This is a genomic window from Streptomyces geranii, assembly GCF_002954775.1.
Lineage (GTDB): Bacteria > Actinomycetota > Actinomycetes > Streptomycetales > Streptomycetaceae > Streptomyces > Streptomyces geranii.
In genome coordinates this window covers 44,907-64,635 of record NZ_PJME01000032.1, presented here as the reverse complement: position 1 = coordinate 64,635, position 19,729 = coordinate 44,907, and the positions used below count along the sequence as shown (strand labels likewise).

11 protein-coding genes and 1 pseudogene are annotated in these 19,729 nt (G+C 68.7%); 6 read left to right on the top strand and 6 right to left on the bottom strand.

From position 1 onward, the window contains the following. Window positions 1-133: 133 nt before the first annotated feature. Both CW359_RS29920 and CW359_RS29915 read right to left on the bottom strand, forming a co-directional pair. Window positions 134-1,069: pseudogene (locus tag CW359_RS29920) on the bottom strand (NB-ARC domain-containing protein); the annotation flags it as partial. Continuing rightward, a complete protein-coding gene (locus CW359_RS29915) occupies window positions 1,066-1,479 on the bottom strand; it encodes a hypothetical protein (RefSeq protein ID WP_105973307.1) in 414 nt (137 codons plus the stop codon). The gene CW359_RS29915 and the pseudogene CW359_RS29920, both read right to left, overlap by 4 nt. Before the next feature lie 228 nt (window positions 1,480-1,707). On the opposite strand from CW359_RS29915, the gene CW359_RS29910 reads away from it, so the two are divergent. Both CW359_RS29910 and CW359_RS29905 read left to right on the top strand, forming a co-directional pair. Then, complete coding sequence (locus tag CW359_RS29910) at window positions 1,708-1,977, top strand: hypothetical protein (RefSeq protein ID WP_105973306.1); 270 nt, start codon at window positions 1,708-1,710, stop codon at window positions 1,975-1,977. Beyond that, window positions 1,970-2,608 carry a DUF6879 family protein gene (locus CW359_RS29905; protein WP_105973305.1) on the top strand — a complete coding sequence of 213 codons (639 nt, stop codon included), beginning with the start codon at window positions 1,970-1,972 and terminating at the stop codon, window positions 2,606-2,608. The genes CW359_RS29910 and CW359_RS29905 overlap by 8 nt, the downstream gene beginning before the upstream one ends. 18 nt (window positions 2,609-2,626) lie before the next feature. On the opposite strand, the gene CW359_RS29900 is transcribed toward CW359_RS29905, so the two are convergent. Next, window positions 2,627-3,472 (bottom strand): hypothetical protein, encoded by an 846-nt coding sequence (locus tag CW359_RS29900; protein ID WP_105973304.1) that lies wholly within the window; start codon window positions 3,470-3,472, stop codon window positions 2,627-2,629. Between the two features lie 462 nt (window positions 3,473-3,934). Between CW359_RS29900 and CW359_RS29895 the strand changes: the two genes are divergently transcribed. Further along, window positions 3,935-5,875 carry a DUF2075 domain-containing protein gene (locus tag CW359_RS29895; RefSeq protein WP_232838667.1) on the top strand — a complete coding sequence of 647 codons (1,941 nt, stop codon included), beginning with the start codon at window positions 3,935-3,937 and terminating at the stop codon, window positions 5,873-5,875. A gap of 48 nt (window positions 5,876-5,923) precedes the next feature. Here the strand turns inward: CW359_RS29895 and CW359_RS29890 are convergent, their stop codons facing one another. Both CW359_RS29890 and pglX read right to left on the bottom strand, forming a co-directional pair. Next, window positions 5,924-7,603 (bottom strand): SWIM zinc finger family protein, encoded by a 1,680-nt coding sequence (locus CW359_RS29890; protein ID WP_198655435.1) that lies wholly within the window; start codon window positions 7,601-7,603, stop codon window positions 5,924-5,926. Window positions 7,604-7,642: 39 nt separating this feature from the next. Beyond that, window positions 7,643-11,269 (bottom strand): BREX-2 system adenine-specific DNA-methyltransferase PglX, encoded by a 3,627-nt coding sequence (pglX, locus tag CW359_RS29885; RefSeq protein WP_105973301.1) that lies wholly within the window; start codon window positions 11,267-11,269, stop codon window positions 7,643-7,645. 228 nt (window positions 11,270-11,497) lie between these two features. On the opposite strand from pglX, the gene CW359_RS29880 reads away from it, so the two are divergent. Both CW359_RS29880 and CW359_RS29875 read left to right on the top strand, forming a co-directional pair. Further along, window positions 11,498-12,913, top strand: a complete 1,416-nt coding sequence (locus tag CW359_RS29880; RefSeq protein ID WP_105973300.1) for an AAA family ATPase — start codon at window positions 11,498-11,500, stop codon at window positions 12,911-12,913. Continuing rightward, the gene (locus CW359_RS29875) at window positions 12,910-13,545 is read left to right on the top strand and encodes a hypothetical protein (protein ID WP_105973299.1); all 636 of its coding nucleotides are present in this window, start codon (window positions 12,910-12,912) and stop codon (window positions 13,543-13,545) included. The genes CW359_RS29880 and CW359_RS29875 overlap by 4 nt, the downstream gene beginning before the upstream one ends. A gap of 12 nt (window positions 13,546-13,557) precedes the next feature. Here the strand turns inward: CW359_RS29875 and CW359_RS29870 are convergent, their stop codons facing one another. Further along, window positions 13,558-14,613 (bottom strand): beta family protein, encoded by a 1,056-nt coding sequence (locus CW359_RS29870; protein WP_105973298.1) that lies wholly within the window; start codon window positions 14,611-14,613, stop codon window positions 13,558-13,560. Window positions 14,614-14,879: 266 nt separating this feature from the next. Between CW359_RS29870 and pglW the strand changes: the two genes are divergently transcribed. Beyond that, window positions 14,880-19,628 carry a BREX system serine/threonine kinase PglW gene (gene pglW, locus CW359_RS29865; protein WP_105973297.1) on the top strand — a complete coding sequence of 1,583 codons (4,749 nt, stop codon included), beginning with the start codon at window positions 14,880-14,882 and terminating at the stop codon, window positions 19,626-19,628. Window positions 19,629-19,729: the final 101 nt, after the last annotated feature.

The window sequence follows — 19,729 nt, the reverse complement described above, 5'->3', positions numbered from 1 at the left end:
CTGCTCGCGGAGCAGCCCCTCGTGGAGCCGTGGCGTGCGCCCGTCCGGCAGGTTCTCCAGCACCTGTACACCGTCGTGGTCGCGGAGCTGCCGCAGGCCCGCCGCGAAGCCGTCGCCACAGGTGGTGGGCATGCCCGCGCGCTTCGAACGCGTCGAGGGTCAGCTGCCAGGTCAGACCGACCAGGTGCCGGGGGTCCGCTTCGGACAGCGCGTCGGCTCCCCGGTCGATCAGCTGGACCCGTTCGTCGCCGTCGAGCTGATCCCCGTAGGCGTCCATCGTCCAGGGGTCGATGACCTGGTGGGAGAGGAAACCGCCCGCCAGGGTGAGGGCGAGGGGCAGCCGCCCCAGCCGGTCCGCGACCCGCGCCGCCTGCTCCGTCGTACCGCTGTGCGGTGCGAGATCGCGCAGTACGAGCGCGGCGTCCTCTCGGGGCAGTACGCCGATGTGCTGCAGTTCGGCGCCCGGCCACCACCGGGCCGCCGCTCGCCGTGTGGTCACCAGGACGGTGCCGCGCGGGCTGGTGCGCAGCCAGTTGCCGTCCCTCAGGATCTCCGGCTCGTCGGTGTTGTCCAGGACCAGCAACCAGGGTTCGGCGGAACGGTCGAGATACGTCCAGACGAGATCGGCGGCAGGCCTGAGGCCGTTCCGCGCGGCAAGCAGTTCGCCGTCGCTCGCCCCTCGGTCGGCGGCGACGGCGAGCATGCCGGCGCGCAGGCTCGCACGGTCGGAGGCGTTGACCCACAGGCCCACCCGGCCCTGCTCTCCGGCGACCTCCTGGAACAGGGCGCAGGCGACCGCCGTCTTGCCCGAGCCGCCCATGCCGTAGAGCACATAGACCTGCCCGCCGCGCTCCACCTCGACGCTCGCCCGCAGACGTTCCATCACCTCGCTGCGGTCGCGGAGCGTGGCGGGAGGCCGGCCGACCGCCGGGCGCCGCACCGAGTCCGGTCCGCCGTGTTCCGACCCGTCACCGCCGTAGTGGTGGTGGTGCTCGCTGATGTGCTGGTCACCCCGCGACTGGTAGACACGTCCGTGGTCCTCGGCGTGGCCGTCCGTCCCACCCGTCATCGCTCTGTGATGTGCTGGTCACGTCCCGCTTGGTAGACCCGGGCCTGACCGGACGCGGTGGCGTGCTGACTGATCTGCCGGGCGGCAGCCGAGCCACCGGGATCGAGCTGATCCAGCAGCACACGCAGTTCCTCGACGGCGGCGGGCCGGGCAACGAGCAGCCGCCGCACCATTCCCTGCCACTGAAGGCGCAGTTCGTCCAGGGTCTCCCGGTCGTCCGCCGCCGTGGCGGCCAGCACGTCCTCGCGACCGGCCGCCAACTCGGCGGCGACGGTCTCGGCACGTTCGGGCTGGGTCCGGCGCCAGAGTTGTGTGATCCCGTCACGCGCGCGGTGCCAGGCATCGGTCGCCATCAACGCGACCAAGGTGGTCCCCGCGCTCTGCGCGAGCAAGGTCACTTCCGGTTCCACAATCGCCCCCCGTTCACCCGATTTTCCGACAGCAGAGTGGGAAAGTGTCGCCTGCCGGGCGTTGGCATGATTTTCTTTCCGACCAATATCATTCCACCCTTGAGCGACATGAGACAAGGAGGAATCAATCCTCGCCAATACCCCCGCAAGCCGGGGCTAACACATGGTCAGGCAGTCAAGGTGCAGGCTACAGTGAGGCGATCCAGACTGATCGAGGGGGCGACGGAAATGGTCAGGCCATGGGAAGCGGATCCGGACACGAGTTTCAAACAACGCCTGGGGAAAACACCCCAGGAACTCGGCATCACAACCGGAACTCCCGACTGCCCGGACATCTGGGAACTCGCCAACGGTGACATCGCCGTCATCGGCCGGGACGTCACCCAGTCACTCGGCAGGAACCTGCCCGACGGGGTCTCGATCGGGTCGGACGAACGTCTCGTGGTCATCCCCAGGAACATGCTCATCGCAGCGAAACCGGACATCCCCAGTGTTTGACTCCTTCCCCGACGGCACCTCCGAACGCCTGGACCGCCCGACGTACCACGCGGACCTGAGCCGGGTCTACGCCGACGGGGTCGGCTTCCTCAACAAGCTCGAGCGCGGCCAGCACTTCCAGGAACGCGGCTTCCCGAGCTGGGAGGCCTTCGCCGAGGGCGACTGGGAGAGGGCCTTGTCCCTGGCCGACGAGCGGCGCGAGGACTACACCCAGGAACTCCGCCAGGCATCGCGACTGGGCGTCACACATCGCCGCCTTCGCGTCGTGGAATTCCCGATCACGCCGTATGTGCAATGGGAGTTGTTCGTGCTGCGGGTACGCGTGGACATGGGCGACGACATCAAGGTCCTCGACGCGGGCGATATTTCGAACATCGAGCGAGGACGCCCTGTTCCGGAAGTGGTGATTCTCGGCGATGTGGCCATGTATGAGGTCGTTTACGACGAGGCCGGAAATGCGGCTGGCGCCAACCGTTACACCGACCGCTCACTGATCCGGGAAACGAACGCGGGATTCGATGCGTTATACGAGCGCGGCGAGGGGTTCCACACTTTCTTCGACCGGGAGATCGCCACGCTGGACCCGCCCCTGATGTCCGGCGCGTCGACGGGCTCTCGCGGTTCGCGGTGACCGCCGAGGCAGGATGCCTCAGGGGCCGCTTACGGCGTCTGCTACGGCGAAGGACTCGTGGTCCTCCACGACCTCCCCATCCACGACTTCGTCATCCACGGCTCGGTGCGACGGTTTCGTCAGCTCCAAGCCGGAGAGGTGCTTCTTGAGCCTCTTGGCCATCGGAAGGTAGGTCGCGAAAGTGAGCCCGCCTGAGACAACGGCCCCGACGACAGGGATGGCCTTCGAGACGCTCTTCGCGAAGGACTGCTTCGTCATCTGGACACCGAGGTAGGCCGCGACCTTTTTCACCACCGGGTAGACGACACCCTTGGTGAGCGCTTTCTGCGGCAGCTTCTTGGCGACCTGCTCCGCCATCATCCCGGCGACCTTCCCCACAGCGGCGTTCGCCGACTGGGTACCGAACATGACGCCGAAGAACAGCGTGAGCACCCCCATGGTCGCGTCATCGACGTCATGACCATCGTCACCATCGTCGGAGAACAGATCGGGCCAGCTGTAGAGGTACGCGAGTTTCTGCGCGATACGCACCATGTGGCCGAAGTACTGGGCCAGGTCGGCAGGCACGGTGGCGGGAAGGGCGAGGATGCCGGGTATCCCGGCAGCGGCGGAGAGGGCGCTGACCTTGGCGGTCTCGTAGCGGATGGAGTCGTTGGCCAACTTGTCGAGAACCTCGACTGAGATGCCCGCCGCTGCGGGGGTCTCTTCGATCGCCCTTCGGATGTCGTCCTCGGAGCAATGACGAGCCAGCGCGCTTCGGAGGTACGCCTCCCTGTCGATCCGCACACCCGGAAGCTTTGCTGCCGCCAGCAGCACCGCGGAGAAGCGCGACTCGGGGTTCTCGATCCCTTTGCCCTGTTTCATGGCAGGAACCTACAGCAACTCCGCGCTCCAAGAGCCGTACTGCGTCAGCTCCGTTGGGGCCTCGTTGTATGAGTGACGGTGCAGCCGAAGGTGCTGCGGGGGCGGACATGCGCAGGGCCCTCCACGAGCACACGCCCACCGGAGGGCCCTGCATCGGTGCCGCCACGTTCCGCTTTCGACGACCGGCAGGATGTGCTCAACTGGCCCCGCCTGCAATGCCAGTCGTGCGGCCACTCGTTGCTCACGTCGTCGGGAGTGACCGATTCCGGACTTGGGATTCTCCCCCAACTCCCGTCGCAGTTCTTTCGACAGCTTGCTGGGCGACCGCACCGAGCGTGCCTCAGCCGCATTCCGTCGGCGCCGTCCCCTCCTTGTGATCCGCACCCTGACCTAGGATGACGAGAACCATCTCAGCGGCCCGACGGGCTTCCTGATCCGCCTTCTGTGCGGACATCACAGGACATGCCCCCACCCGCACGAGTCTTCTTCGTGCTGCCTGGGGGCATTTTCTTGCTGTTTCGTGAGTCCGCGGCGTCCGTGGCCGCCCGTATCCTCGAAGGGTCGCTGGCGCTGCATCTGACCGAGAACTTCCGTCACCAGCACGGCCGGAGGCCCGCACCGGCGGAGGTTCGGTCCTGGGAACGGAGCCTCCCGGCGCTCGTCAACGCACTCGTCGAGGCCGGCTTGGACGACGTCGAGGTCCTCATCGAGTACAGCCTCCCCCTGACCAGCAAGCGCGCGGACGCCGTACTCGCAGGCGTGCACCCGACCACAGGTGAGCCGTCGTACGTCGTCGTGGAGCTCAAGCAGTGGAGCGCGGCCTACCCGGAGGAGGACGAGCCGCTGCTGTGCCGGATCGACGCGTACACGCGTCCCGTCCTCAACCCGATCGAGCAGGTACGGGGCTACTGCGAGTACCTGCTGTCGTTCAACGGCGCGCTGGAGCGGATGCCCAGGTCGTTGGCCGGTGTCGCGTTCCTGCACAACGCCACCGAGTTCGGCGTCGCAGGTCTGCGTGCAGTCACGGAGGACACGCACGGCCGGATGTACACGGGTGAACAGCGCGGCGCCTTCCTGGACTTCCTTCGGTCGCGGCTGGCCGCGAAGCCCGGCGCGGAGGCGGCGGACGTACTGCTCGGCGGCAGGATCCGGCCTTCCAAGCAGCTGATGTCGGTCGCGGCGGCCGAGATCCGCGACCGCGAGCAGTTCGTCCTCATCGCCGAACAACGGGTCGCCTACGAGCAGGTGATGTCGGCCGTACGCAAGGCCAAGCGGTCGAACCACAAGCAGGTGGTCGTGGTGACCGGCGGTCCCGGCTCCGGCAAGAGTGTGATCGCGATGTCGCTGCTGGGCGAGTTGTACCGGCGCGGGGTGCACGCGCTGCACGCGACGGGGTCGCAGTCGTTCACGAAGACGATGCGCAGGGTCGCGGGGGCGAAAAAGCGTGAAGTCCAGCAGCTGTTCAAGTACTTCAACAGCTTCATGGACGCGGAGCCGAACGACCTTGACGTACTGATCTGCGACGAGGCCCACCGCCTCCGGAAGACCTCGGCCAATCGCTACACCAAGGCAGAACTCCGCACCGGCCGCCCCCAGGTGGCGGAACTGATCGACGCGGCCCGCGTGCCGGTTTTCCTCCTCGACCAGCACCAGGTCGTTCGACCGGGCGAGATGGGAACCAAGGAGGAGATCCAGCGGGCCGCCGCCGAACAGGGCCTCGAATGCACGGTGGTGGAGCTGGACAGCCAGTTCCGGTGCGGCGGCAGTGACGCGTACGAGAAGTGGGTCGTCGACCTGCTCGGCCTGGAGGGCGGCACGCCCGGCCAGTGGCAACCGGACGGCAAGTTCGAGCTGCTGACCGCCGAAAGCCCCCAGGAGTTGGAGGACTTCCTAGTCGCACGCCGCGAGGAGGACTACGGCGCACGCATGTCCGCCGGTTACTGCTGGAAGTGGACCACGAAGGTCACCCCAGACATGGCGACACTACCGACCGACGTCGTCATCGGTGAGTGGGCCCGCCCCTGGAACGTGTACGGCGACCGGTCCCTGCTGGGAGCACCGCCCGCGCCTCTCTGGGCAACTGACCCGGCCGGCTTCGGCCAGGTCGGCTGCGTCTACACCGCGCAGGGCTTCGAGTACGACTGGTCGGGCGTGATCATCGGCCCCGACCTGGTGTGGCGAACGGACCACTGGGTCGTGGACCGGACGGCATCGAAGGACCCGTCCTTCACGAAGGCAACCTCGGACGATGACATCAGCCGACTCATCCGCAACACGTACAAGGTGCTGCTGACTCGGGGCATGATCGGCACGATCGTGTACTCGACGGACCCGGAGACTCGGGAGAAACTGCGGTCGCTGACGCAGCCGGTGTCTGGGGTTGGGGCGCCCGCGCTCGTGTAGTTCGCCGTGTGCAGGGGCTGTGTGTGAGCAGTCGTGGCGTTGTCCCGCTCACAGCCCGTGCTCCTCCATGAGGCGCAGCAGGTTCCGCTTGCGCTTCTGCGCGGCCCGCAGGGTAGCGACGTACGCGGCGAACTCACCTGGTGTGCCCAGCAGTCGGTGACAGTCCCGGATGCTCAGCAGGAGGCCCACAAGCTGTGCGTAGACGCCGTTGCCGGTCTGCTTGGTGAGCGGCTCGGCCAGGCGTAGGTAGACGCCGAGCGCGTCGGCGGGACGGGCTGCGCGTGCCTGGTCGGCGAGGGCAAGCCACTGTCGGTCGTGGGTAGCCCCACCGGCTTCTGCGGCGGCCTGCCAGGCTGCCTCGACATCCTTGTCGTCGAGCAGGGCGTCGATCAACACAGGGCCGCCGTACCAGCTCCCTTGCCGTCCCGACGCGTCTGCGTGCAGCAGGGCCAATGCTCCCTCGCGTTCCGCCGGCCAGCAGTCCGCGGCCCGCGCGGCGGCGCGAAGTTGCTGATACGCGAGCAGGGTGCGGCGGGCGCCGAAGTGGTTCCGGCGCAGGACGACGGCGTCGGGAAGCCGGGCCGCCTGCTCGTAGCGCTCGTGGAGATAGTCGATGAGGGCTGTGTCGACGGTGTCGAGGTCCCGTGCTTCCCGGACGCCGCGTTCCGCCCAGTGCAGGGCCTCGCCGGCACGTCCGGCGGTGTCCAGGTCGCGGGCGATGACCAGGTGCGTGTGGCCGTTCGCGGCAAGGTCGGTCGCGTGCACGGCTACCACCGTCTCGATGTCGCCTCCAGCCTTGGCCAGCCGCTCCATGAGAGACTTCTCGGCCCAACCGGTGCGCCTGCGCCGCCACGCCTCGGTCGCCAGCTCTCGCAGGACGGTCATCCCTCGTTCGCCGAGGACATCCTCGTAGTCGAGCGGATCGATGTCAGTGATGCCGTCGAAGTCGCCGAGCACATGGCCGACCAGCCAGTGAGCGAGCTCGTCCGGGTCGAGACGCGCCGCACGGCACGCGTCGAGATGGGCGTCGGCAAGGCCGTCGCCGACCTGCCCGAGCCCTCCGTCGGAGTCGTCCACGCTCTCCAACGCCTCGGCCAGCATCCGTATCGCCTCTCGCGCCACGGTGATCGCGTCGGAGGCCTGGCCCGAGCCGGTGAGCGCCCCGATGGCGGACACCGCCTGCCCGGCCTGGTCGGCGTACGCGCGGGCGTCCGCGTACTCGACGTACCCGTACCGCGCGAACGGGCCGATGTCGAGCAGCTCACGGATGCTCGACCGGACCGCGGCGAGGTCCCCGCGGGCACTCGCGGCCCGCAGTTCAAGGCGGCGCCGCAACTGACGGTCCTCGCCGAGCTGTTCGCGTACCAGGGCGAGCAACTCGCCCTGGGACAGGGCCGACAGCCAGGCGTCGAGTTCCTGCGCACGGTTCCGGGCCGCCTTGCGCTGCCGCGGCAGGCTCTTCTTCTGGGCGAGCACGGTCAGACCGACGGCCACCAGATGCTTGCAGAAGTTGCCCTCCAGCCCGTAGGGGCAGTCGCACTCGCCGGTCAGCCCTCCGGGGCCGTCCAGGTTCAGCTCAACCCCGTACCGGTCCGTGCCATGGACGGTCGCGGTGATCCAGCCGTCGCCGACCTCGACCCCGGACACCACGTCGAGGTACCCGAGCCCGCGCTCGTAGGAAGGGGCGCCGGCCAGCGACTTGAGGTTCTCCTCCGTGAAGCTGGTCACGGGTTTTCGCACCGCTCCTGACACTGCGCGCATCGCCGGTCACTTCCCTCTCGGCGTGACCTTCCGAGGTCGCCAGGAGGTCAAGTCGTGGGTGGCGAGCCCGAAAGCGGTGCGCAGGTCGTCGAGTTCACGTTGGTAGGTCCCTGCGTGGTCGAGGTCCCCGCCCAGTGCTCTCGGGTCACTCCACTGGTTTACCCAGGGAATCAGTTCCTGCATTCCGGCAAGCAGGGGAACGATCCGGTGGGCGCTCGGGTGAGGCTGCTGCCGTAGTGCACCAACCATGTCCAGCAGCACGCGAACACGGTCCATGTCGCTCCAGCCGGACCAGCCGATCAGCGGGCCGTCCTCCTCGGGATCGGTGCCGGGATAGGAGACAAAGCGCTCCCGTGGAACATCCAGGCTGCCGCGAAGCGACCAGTAAGAGGCACGCTGGAAGTCGACAGCAGTGAACTTCGGCGGGACGGGAATGCCCAGTGCCTCACCCGTCAGGTCCTCGTTGCGCTGGAGTTGCCAGACCTGCTCCCACTGGGCGCGTTTGCGCAGTCCCGATTCCCGGTAGGTCAGCGCGGACGCATAGGGCACATACTCGTCGGCCACGACCGCCGCCAGCACATCACGCAGGGGCGCGTCTCGCTTCCCGAGGTGATCGGTTGCGTAGAGCGCGGCCACGGAACGGACTGCGGCATCGGTGGTCAACTCCCGTGCGAGCTGGTCGATCGTCCGGGGACGCGGGTGCTCGACCCCGTTCCTGTGCTCGAACCATAGTCGTGGATCCTCACAACGGTCGAGCAGCCAGGTACGCAGCGCTTGTCCCTGGCGCCGGTCCCAGGGCTCCGACAACCATCGCCGTTTGTACTCCGGGCGCTCGACAACGGCGAGCGCCCGATGGGACTCGATTGCGTCGATTCTGGCCTGCACGACCCGCTTGTAGGCGGCCGGCCAGTGCTGCGGGATTTCGGTGATCGGCGTTGCGCCATGTCTCACGAACCACGAGTCCGAAGCCTCGCCGGTGGTGATCCTGCGTGCCAACACGATCTCGAAAGCACGCTCACCCAGCCGCAGCGAAGGCGGCGCAACATCGAGGGTGGTGGTCAAGCGTGCCTGCTCGTCGGCGGACAACACTCCATAGGCGCCGTAGACCTGCCAGTCCAGCTCTTCTTGAAGAGCGATCATCCGATGGTGTGTCTTGTCGCGGCTGATCCTCGCCGCGTCGAGGGCGCTTCGGAAGGGCGGATGTTCCTGTGAGCAGACGACGCTCGGTTCCTGGGCCTCCAGCCGCTCGGCCAAGGTATGCAGTTTCCGCGCACGGGCAAGCGGAACAGCAGTCGGCAGCGGAAGCCGTGGGAGAGACTTCGTGGCGAAACGGTAGGTCCGTGCCCATTCTTCACCGGGCGAGGAGACACCCGGCCCATCGGACCCGGTGGTGGAGCCTGTCTGCTTGAGCCAGAAGCAGACCGTCGACGAGTTGAGCACTCCCAGCAGAGCGATGTTCTCGTCCTCGCCCCCGGCCGGTGACAGCCGCAGCACGGGTGCGGTCCTGTTGTACGCTCTTTCGGCGGATGCGACGGCGAAGTGATTGTGAGAGGCCATGGCCGCGAACGTGATCACCAGTCCCCGATTGGCGCCGGGGGACCAGCGTCTCCAGGTCCACCACGGCCCGGTCTGGAAGGGTTCCCGCGCCCCGGGGGCAGCCTGAAGGATCCCTCGCATCGTCCAGAGGTGGCGACCCCATGAGGTACGAAGGTCCAGTAGACGCGGTGAGTCGTCCCGGTGGTAAGGGGCCAGCATTTCCGTCGACACTTCCGCACGCCAGTCCCGTACGGTCTCGCCGGTGACCATGCTGAGGCTTAGTCCGGCAGAGTCCGGATGCCTGGCGAACCAGGGTCGGCCAAGGGCGAAAACCTCTCGCTGACCTGGATCTGCGACGATTCGGACCGAGGCGGCGAGCACGTCGGCCAGCTGTCGGGGGGCCCGCGAGAGTACGTCCATGAGGTCCGCAGCCCCGCCACCCGCCAATGTCCATGGGAAGCGGGCGTAACGCTCCCGTGGTTCGTCCTGAACGCTCACCCATTCCGACGTGCTGCCAGGCCGGTCGATCTGGTCGAGAACCGCCTTCCATACGATCCCCTCGGCCGGATCCGTCGGCTGCTTGGGCTCACCACGCACACCGAGGACCGACCGCACCCGGGTATCACTCCTGGTCGGGTCGTTCCGACCGACCAGGATCAGGGTCGGGGTCCCGTGGCCCGGTGCGTAGACGCCGGAGGTGTCGATGACATGGGTCAGTGCGACGCGCGGAAGGAACTCCTCGATCAGTTTCTCGCCGAAGTCACGAGTGATGAAGGAACTGGACGTGTACTGGCCGACGTAACCAGCGGAGGTTCCTCCGATTTTCCGCACCGCCAACTGAAACATGCGCTCGGCAAAGAAGACCGAGAGCGGGGACATCCCGGAACCCACGTCATATGCCTCCCTGTAGGCCACGCTTTTCGCCTTGTCGCGTTCAGCAACAAAGGGAGGTTCCGAGATCACGACATGGTAGGAATTCCGGCCCAGGAGATCGCACGACTCGGAGAAATAATCGACGTCTTCCATCATTCCCCCACTTTCGCCCTCCCTCCCCCCGGGGAACGACAGCGCCGACTCTCCCGGAGCACCTCGCCCGTCCAGCAGAGCATCACCGACCGCCACATTGATCACGTGTCCCGACAGCTCACTCAGGGCCCGGTGACCGCTCGCCCTCAGGGCAGCCATCAGCAGCCTGAACCGAGTGATGCTCACGGCGAACGGATTGACGTCGCAGCCATGGACGGAATCCAGGGTCCGGCGGATGAGTACGTGATCCGGCGTCGCGGGTTCCTCCACTCGCCAGGCGGCCAGCAGCCGTTCGAAAAACCCCAGTGCAAACGTTCCCGATCCGCAGGCCGGGTCGATCCCACGGAAGCCCGGGGGCCCGAATTCCGCGATGGCCGGATCGACGCTGAGGTCCAGGACGAGATCCACGATGAAATCAGGCGTCCGGACCAGCGCGTAGGATTTTCGCGACGTCTCACTGACATCCTGATACAGGTCACCGAGGAAATCGGTGTCGAGTTCCGGGTCAGTGAAGTCGTATTGAAGTGACCCGTCTTTGCCCCGCCGCCACCTCCAGAACTCAACCAGCTCGGCCGCAGCGCGCGGGGAGGGTGACAGGTCCCAAACGGGGTTGTGCTCCCGGTCGAAGATGCGGGCCAACGCTATGTGCGACCGCGCCAGACAAGTGAACGCCTCCGCCAGCCAGTCCTGGTGGTTGGTCCCTGGGTGCTCAGCCCAATAGGCGTCCTGCCGTTCCACAGCCTCCGCCAGACGCCTCCCCGGCCCCGCGATGAAGACCCGGTCGATGAGTCCGTTGTCCTCACAGAAGCGTACGAACACCGTGCCCAGCACCCAGGCCACGGCGGTCTGTGTGATGCGCTCGTCCCGCCAGACACCGTACGTGGCAGCCGTACGACCGGTTGCCCGCGCGTCTTCGTACACGCCCCGGAGGCGGTCGCGATACCGGTCGACGTCATCGCTGCGCTCACGGAGATCCACCTCCAGCGCCCGAACCTGTTTGCGTACGCCCGCGACAAGCGCGGCCCTGTCCAGCGAGGACGTCCCCGAATCAGCTCCGTCAGTCGGAGGCACAGCGGCGACCTCTCCTCCGTACGTCGTCGGCGTCCACGATCCACTGTCTCGTCGGATACATCCTGCCAGCTCTTCGGCCGACGCCCCGGTTCCGTCGCCGGTCACCGCCGGGCGCGCGGCCCATCGCGGTCTGACGCCCTATCATTCCTCTGCGCGCAGGCGGCCCTGGACGCGGGCCGGGCAGCACTCGTTCCAGGGGCGCGCCAGGGTTGGACCGACGGGGGGCACATGCTGACACGGCTCGAAGTCAGTGGATTCAAGAACCTGCTGGATCTCCGGGTCGAGTTCGGCCCGTTCACTTGCATCGCGGGAGAGAACGGCACGGGGAAGTCGAACGTCTTCGACGCGATCCAGTTCCTGAGTCTGCTCACCGATCACTCCATGATCGAGGCGGCCCAGGCCGTCCGCGGAACGCATGGCACGTTGCACGGTGACGCGCGCGATTTGTTCTGGAACGGCTATGCGGACGGCGAGCACCTGATGACGTTCGCCGCCGAGATGATCGTCCCGGGTGAGGCGGAGGACGACTTCGGCAGGCTGGCACGACCGACGTCCACGTTCCTCCGCTACGAGGTGCACCTCGGTTACCAGCCGCCGCAGGGCGGGGAGCGGGGCGGCAGGCTGACACTGCGGTACGAGGATCTCAGCCGGATCAGGCCGAGTGACGCTCTGTCACAATTGCGCTTCCCCCACAGCGCCAGGGACTTCCGCGATGTCGTGGTCCGGGGTCGCAGATCTGGCGCGCCCTACATCTCAACGTCCCTTGAGACGGGCAGTGCCGTGGTCCGCATCCATGCCGACGGCGGCGGCGGCGGCAAGCCACGTCCAGCACCCGCGAGCCGGGCACCGCAGACCATGCTCTCCACGATCAACCGGAACGACGACCCGACCATCCTGACTGCCCGGCGGGAAATGCAGTCTTGGCGCCGGATGGCGCTCGAGCCCTCCGCGCTGCGCACATCCGATCGCTATTCGGACCCCAGCGAGATGCAGCCCGACGGCCGGTACCTGCCGCGGAGCCTGGACCGGATCGCGCGAAAGAAGTCTCCGGACGATCCCGCGCGGATCTATTCACGGGTCGCGGGTCGTCTGTCGGACCTCTCCGGTCTGCACGTCAGGACGCTGAATGTAGAGGCCGACGACACCCGCGAACTGCTGACCATCAAGCTCCATGAGATCGACGGCATGGTGTTGCCCGCCCGCAGCCTGTCGGAGGGGACCCTGCGCTTCCTCGCCCTGTGCGTCCTGCTGGAGGACCCGCAGGTGCACGGTCTGCTCTGCATGGAAGAACCGGAGAACGGCATCCATCCGGCGAACCTCCCCGCGATGGTGGACCTGGTACGAGACCTGGCCGTGGATCCCTCTTTGCCGGTGGGCGAGGACAACCCCTTCCGGCAGGTCCTGATCAACACGCACTCACCGGGTGTAGTACAGCTCGTCGATGCGGCGGACCTGCTGATCGCCGACACGACCACCGTTCCGGGGACCGGCGGCAGGGCCGCGCGCGGTCTGCGATTGCGCCCCTTGGCAGGCACCTGGCGTGCCGGCGGTGCCGGGAAGGGCTACGGCACCAAGGCCGACATCCTCGCCTACCTCACGGCCCCACCCCAGGCACGGCTGACTCTCGAGGAGAATGCCTCGTGACCATTCGCGCCCTCTATCTCTGTGAGGGAACCAGTGACATGGGCCTGCGTTCCCACATCGAGGGAATCGCATGGGATATGGGCAGGGAGATCCATGTGACGGTCCCCGAGCTGGACCGTCTGCCGAACAAGCCGGGCCGCTCGGTCGCGAACAAGCTGCGCGCCGCGCAACAACTCAGCGATGGTGAGAACGAGTTCGACCTCGTCGTCGTCCACCGCGACTCCGACCGCGAACGCCCTGATGAGCGCCGCAGAGAAATCACGGACGCGGTGAGCGCGGTGAGCCCCGGGTTGGCCCATGTGCCCGCGATCCCGGTGCGGATGCTGGAAGCCTGGCTGCTACTCGACCAGGTGGCGATTCGCGAGGTGGCGGGAAACCCGAACGGCAGGGTGGCGCTCAACCTTCCGAGACCGGCACGCGCGGAGTCGGTGCCGGACCCCAAGGAAATGCTCAAGCAAGCGATCGCCACGGCCAGCGAAGAAAGCGGACGGCGTCTGCAGAAGCTCCAGGCTCGCTTTCCGGAGAACCGTGCGCGGCTCCTACAGATGCTGGATCGCGAAGGGCCGATTAGGCAGCTCGCGTCCTGGCGGTCGTTCACGGACGATCTACGCGAGGCGCTCGGCAGTCACTGACCGCTGCCGACCTCAGGGACGATCCGCGCCTCCGGCCAAACAGCGGACGACGTACGTCATGTGCTGGACGTTGCCGACCTGGTTCCACGTCCCGGCGTTGCCCGTGCCCTTGGAACCCGTGGTCCGGGCGCACTGCTGATACCAGCGGTCGCCCGCGCTCGCGCCCTCTCCCCGGAAGTCCGGGAACTCGGTGATCCACCGCGCCGCCTCCCTCGTGACACCGGTTTCGCCCCGGTTCTCGGCCCAGAACCGGGCGAGCGGGAAGGAACGTTCCGTCGTGTACCGGAGCAGCCCGAACCGCGACCGATCACTGTCGTCCGCCGCTCTGTCGAGGTTGCGGGCGGGGAGTGTGCCGTAGTCGCCGTACCGAACGGACTCCGCGTACGACCGCCCGCTCGCGCGTATCTCGTGCCACATGTCCCAGTCGGCGCGGTCGGCCTCGCCCCGCTCTCCGTCGAGCAACCTGTCGACTTCGTCCGGGAAGCCACCGGCAAGGGTGGCGATCGTGCGCCAGGTTGCAAGGGGCACCAGGGCGTCGAGCGCGCGCAGCGCTTCTTTGCCCGCGTCGGGACGGCCGGGGAGCACCGTCTGGAGGTCAAGGAGAAGATCGACCCGCACCTCGGGACCCGTCCGGGCGAGCAGAGCCGCGGTGCGTTCGGCGAGTTCGTCGTTCCATGCGCCGGGCAGCCGTACACGTATGCCGAGGCCGTTGCCGCCATAGCGAGCGCTCTCCACGGCCACGGCCTGGTGGGCTGTGGGAAGGTCCGGGTCGGTGACCGGCCGGAGCGCTGTGTGGGACCAGTACGAGGGGAGCAGGTCCGCGTAGGCGCGCTCGTCGAGGTCGGCGTGTGGGGCGTCCAGCCAGGCCGGCGTGTATTTCTGTACGGCCGCGACCCGCCGGAGTTCCTTGTCCACCGTCCGCTGGAGTTCGTCGGTGCCTGCGGCTGTCAGGGCCGGCAGCGTCCACAGGGGAGCCGTCCGGTCACGGATCCGTGGGGCGAGGTCCTTGACCGAGGCCACGGCGTGGAGGCGCACGGGCAGAGCGGGAACGTACAACGGTCCGGACATGGTGGCCCCCTCCACATTGCCCCGCGGCAGTCTGGGACCAGGGTGAGCTGGGGTCATGCGTACCGAAAGGGTGCGATTCCGGTCACCGGGCCGGAACGCGCAGGCCAAGACCCGTGAGATCGGCAGGCTTCCGGCGGTGCCCGAGGGGCCGTATGTGCGCAGGGCAGCCGCAGGGACCGTGCACTCCCAGTAGCATGCGAGGGGCGATTTTCGCCGTCCGGGCAGCATTGGTCGGGGCGGCTGGGCGAGATGAGCGGGGATCACGTATGCGGGACGGCCGGTGGGTCACGGTCACCGAATCCCAGTTCGAGCATGAGCGGCGCGGCCTGACGGCCATCCGCGAGAAGCTCCGGGACAAGAACAACGAACCTTGGCATGCCTGGTCCAACTTCACCTTCACTGCGGGCACCGGCCACGTCCGTGAGGTGGACCTCCTCGTCATCACCCCGGGTGGGGTGCATCTGATCGAGCTGAAGGACTGGCACGGCTCGGTCGAGTCCCGCAACGGGTCCTGGCTGCAGACCCAGCCGAGTGGCCGGCAGGTCTCCCACGGCAATCCCCTACACCTGGCGAACCGGAAGGCCAAGGAGCTGGCCTCCCTGCTGCGCCGCGAGGGTTTGTCGGTGTGGGTGTCGGAGGCCGTGTGCTTCACCGACTCCTCGCTGCGCAACCGTCTGCCCGCGCACGACCAGCACGGCCTGTTCACGGTGCCGAAGCTCGCCGAGATGCTGGAGCGCCCGCCCCTCGACGAACGCCGCCGGATCGACGCCCCGAAGTCGCGTGCCATCGCGAACGCCCTGCGGCGGATCGGCATCGCGCCCAGTGACGCCGAGTACCGGGTGGGGCCCTACCAGCTCGACCGGAAGTCGTTCGACTCGGGACCGACGTGGGCGGACTATCTGGCCCGGCACAGCGAGCTGCCCGAGGCGGCACGGGTCCGCGTCTATCTGCGCGAGCGCGGCTCGGACGCCGAGCAGCGGGCCTCGGTGGAGCGGGCGGCGCGGCGCGAGGCGGCGGTGCTGCGTCGGTTCCGGCACCCGGGCGTCGTACAGCTGAAGCAGTACGACCCGTCCGGGCACCCGGCGGGTCCGGCGCTGATCTTCGACTACGACCCGAGGACCCTGCGGCTGGACGAGTATCTGGCGCAGTACGGCGACAAGCTCGACGTGCTGACCAGGATGGCGCTGGTGCGGCAGCTGGCGGAGACGGTGCGTTCGGCGCACGGCCGCCGGATCTACCACCGCACGCTGGCAGCGAGGGCGATCCACGTGATGCCCCGGCCCCGGGGCCGCGCCGCGGGGGCGGACGGCGAGGAGGCGGGCTGGCTCAACCCGTACGTGCAGATCTCGGACTGGCAGGTCGCCGTGCAGCGCGACGCCGGTTCGGGCGGCGGTGAGCGGTTCGCGCCGACCACGTTCTCCCGGGCGGGCGCGCACCTCGCGGAGGGCGCTGACCCCTACCTCGCACCGGAACTGACCGCACCCAAGGCCGACCCGGTGACGCTCGACGTCTACGGCCTCGGCGTCCTCACCTACCTGCTGGCCACCGGCAGGGCTCCGGCGGCCAGTCAGGCCGAGCTGGTGGCACGCTTCGAGGCGGGCGAGGGGCTGCGGCCGAGCGCCGTGGTGGACGGTCTGTCGGAGGACATCGACGAGCTGGTCCAGCTGGCCACGGCCTACAGCCTCAACGACCGGCTGACCTCGGTGGACGACTTCCTGGACATGCTGGAGGTAGTCGAGGAGACCCTGACCGAGCCCGCCCGCCCGGCGGCACCGCAGGCTCCGACTCCGACCCCGGTTCCGACTCCTGCCGAACCCGAACCGGAACCCGAGCCTGAGCCGGAACCGGAGAAGGACCCACTTGAGGCCGTCGCGGGCGATCTGCTGGCGGGCCGCTGGGAGGTCAAGCGCCGGCTCGGGACGGGCTCGACCAGCCGCGCGTTCCTCGTGCGGGATCTGGCGGCGGGCCCCGACGTACGGCCGTCCAAGTCCTTCGCGGTCCTGAAGGTCGCGCTGTCGGACCGCTGCGGCGAGGTGCTGGAGCACGAGGCGGAGGTCATGGGGCGGCTGCGCCCCGACTCCCGCATCATCCGCCTCGTCGAGTCCGAGCCGCAGCGCATCGCGGGCCGCACGGTCCTGGTCCTGGAGTACGTCGGTGACGAGCGCGAGGGCGACGCGTCCGCTCCGGGCGGCTCCCGCACCAGGCGGCGCGAGGAGACCGTGGCCCGTCAGCTGCGCGAGTCCGGCCGACTGACCGTGGACCAGCTGGAGGCGTACGGCGACTACCTCTTCGGCGCCGTCGACTTTCTGGAGGGCGAGGGCGTCTGGCACCGGGACATCAAGCCGGACAACATCGCCATCCGCGTCCGCCCGAACCGCACCCGCGAGCTGGTGCTGATCGACTTCTCGCTGGCTGGCTACCCGGTGAAGGAGACGGGAGCGGGCACGGACGGCTATCTGGACCCGTTCATCGGGGACCTCACAGACCGTTCGGTGTACGACGCCCACGCCGAGCGGTACGCCGTGGCCGTCACCCTGCACGAGATGGCCTCGGGCGAGCTGCCGCTGTGGGGCGGGGGCCGGGTGTCGGCCCGGCAGACCGATCCGGAGAAGGAGCCGCATCCGGCGATCGCCGTCGACGCCTTCGACCCGGCGGTACGCGACGGACTGGAGACGTTCTTCCAGCAGGCGCTGCACCGCGACGCGGCGCAGCGCTTCAAGGATCTCAAGCCGATGCGGGACGCCTGGAAGCGGATCTTCCTGGCGATGGACGAGGCGAAGCCGTCGTCGCGGCGCCTGCGTCCGGTGTCGACCACTCCGGGCAAGGCTGGAGCAACGGCTACGGAAGCCGCCGCCGGGGACGGCGTGGCAGCGCGCGCGGAACCGGTGATCGACGCCGCCGAGGAGGAGACCGCCGAGCAGCAGCGGGACCGGCTGGCCGGTCAGGTGGACCGTGACACGCCGGTCTCGGCCTCGGGTCTGAGCCCGGCCGCCGAGTCGTTCGTGTACGGCCTGCCGGTGAACACGGTCGGGGGGCTGCTCGACTACAGCCAGCGCCAGCTCGTCAACGCCCCCGGCCTGGGCGCCAAGACCCGCAAGGAGGTGCTGGGCCGGATCAAGCAGTGGCGCCGGCAGCTCGCCGAGCGGCCCACCGCGCCCCTGACTCCCGAGGGCCGGAAGGCCGCGAAGGAGGAGCTGACGGAGGCCGAGGCGGCCGTCGCACACGCGGTGGCGGCGAGCGGAGGCGCGGGATCCCTCCCCGCCGCAGCCCTGCGCACGGTGAGCCTGGACGCACTGGCCACGGTCTTCGTCCCCGAGCTCAAGAAGGACGAGTCGAACCGCAACGAGTGCGAGATGGTACGGCTGTTGCTGCGCCTGCCCGACGAGCGCGGCGAGCTGCCCGACATCGGGGTGTGGCCGAAGCAGAAGGACGTGGCGACGGCCCTCGGCCTCTCGGCGGGCCGTATCCCTCAGATGCTGAAGACCCAGCGCGGACGGTGGAAGAAGGACCCGGCGGTCCAGGCCCTGCGCGCCGAGATCCTCGAACTGCTGCGTGACCTGGGCCGGGTCGCCTCGGCCGCCGAGATCGCCGACGCGCTCGTGGTACGCCGTGGCACCCAGCTGGAGGAACGGGAGCAGCGGCGGGCCCTGGCCCTGGCGGCGGTGCGCGCCGTGGTCGAGGTGGAGCAACTCAAGCCGGACGAGAGCGAGTTCCGGCACGCTCCCAACCGTGAGGCGTCCGACGAGGCGATGGGCGCCGGCCTGCTGGCCCTGGAGGTCGGCGAGGCGGACGCCCCGGAAACACCGTCGGCCCCCGGCCTCCTCGACTACGCCCAGCGTCTGGGGAAGATCGCCGACCGCCTGTCGAAGCAGCCGACGCTGCCGACGGCCGCGACGGTCCTGTCGGAACTGGGCGCGGTCCCGCCCCCGAGCGCGGCCGTGGAGTGGGACGAGCGCCGCACGGCGGAGCTGGCGGCTGCGGCCTCCCGCAACGCCGCCGCGACCCCGCGCCTGGAGATCTACCCGCGCGACCTACCCCTCGTACGGGCGCTGCGCCTGACCCAGGCGGGCCTGGTCCGCGTCATCCCCGACCTGGAGCGCGCCCGTCAGCCCGGCCTGACGGTGGACGAGGTCCACGAGCGCGTACGAGCCCGCTTCCCGGAGCTGCTGGACCACCGGGGAAGCCACGAACTCCCGAGGGGCGGTCGTCTGACGACGGCTCTGCGCGAGGCGGGCTTCGACCTGGAACTGTCGACCCGTTCCGGCACCCGGACATCGCGCTACCTACCGCGCAAACTGGCGGACGCGTCGAGCTTCCTGTCCTCGGGCGCCCGCCGCGTGGCCACCGGCACCATCGCAGCGCACCGTTACGCCGACGACACGGAGCTGGCTGGTGCGGTCGCGGCGGAGGAACGGCTGACGTCGTCGTCGCGGCGGGACGGGTTCCGGGTGCTGACGGTACGTACGGGTCTGGCGGGCGCGGCGGTACGGGAGTTGGACGGGGATCGCTTCGAGGCCGGGGTCGTCTCCGTGACCGAGCTGTTCCTGGCGGCCCTGCACGAACTGGTCGAACAGCGTCCCAAGCCGACGTGGGAAACGCTGGTGCGGGCGGATGTGGCGGAGCCGGGGTCTCGGGGAGCGATGAAGTTCGCGGAGTACGCGCGGACTGCCTGGGGTGTGGTGGAGCCTCGGTTGGCTGAGCTGTTGCTGGGGACTGGTGTGGGTACGGGTGCGGGTGCGGGGGGCTCGGTGAGTGGCGGCGGGCCGATGCTTCTCGTTGATGCCGGGGTGCTGGGCCGGTACGACGCGATGGGCGTCCTCGACCGGCTGGCGGAGCGGTCCCGGCGGGGCGGGCGGGGGCTGTGGCTGCTGTGCCCGCAGAGCGACCCGACGCGTCCGCCTCGGCTGGGGGTGACCGCGGTTCCGTATCAGGCGGGGTTGGGCGAGTGGATCGTGCTGCCGGACTCGTGGGTGGGGAATCGGCATCGGGCGGGGGCGGGGCTGGTGGTGGAGTAGGGGTGGGGCTGGTGTGACCGGAGCGGGACTGGCGTGAGTTATGGAGCGGGCGGCGCGGTGGGCGCGGCTCGGTCGGCGGGTGTACGAGCGACGAGTGGAGA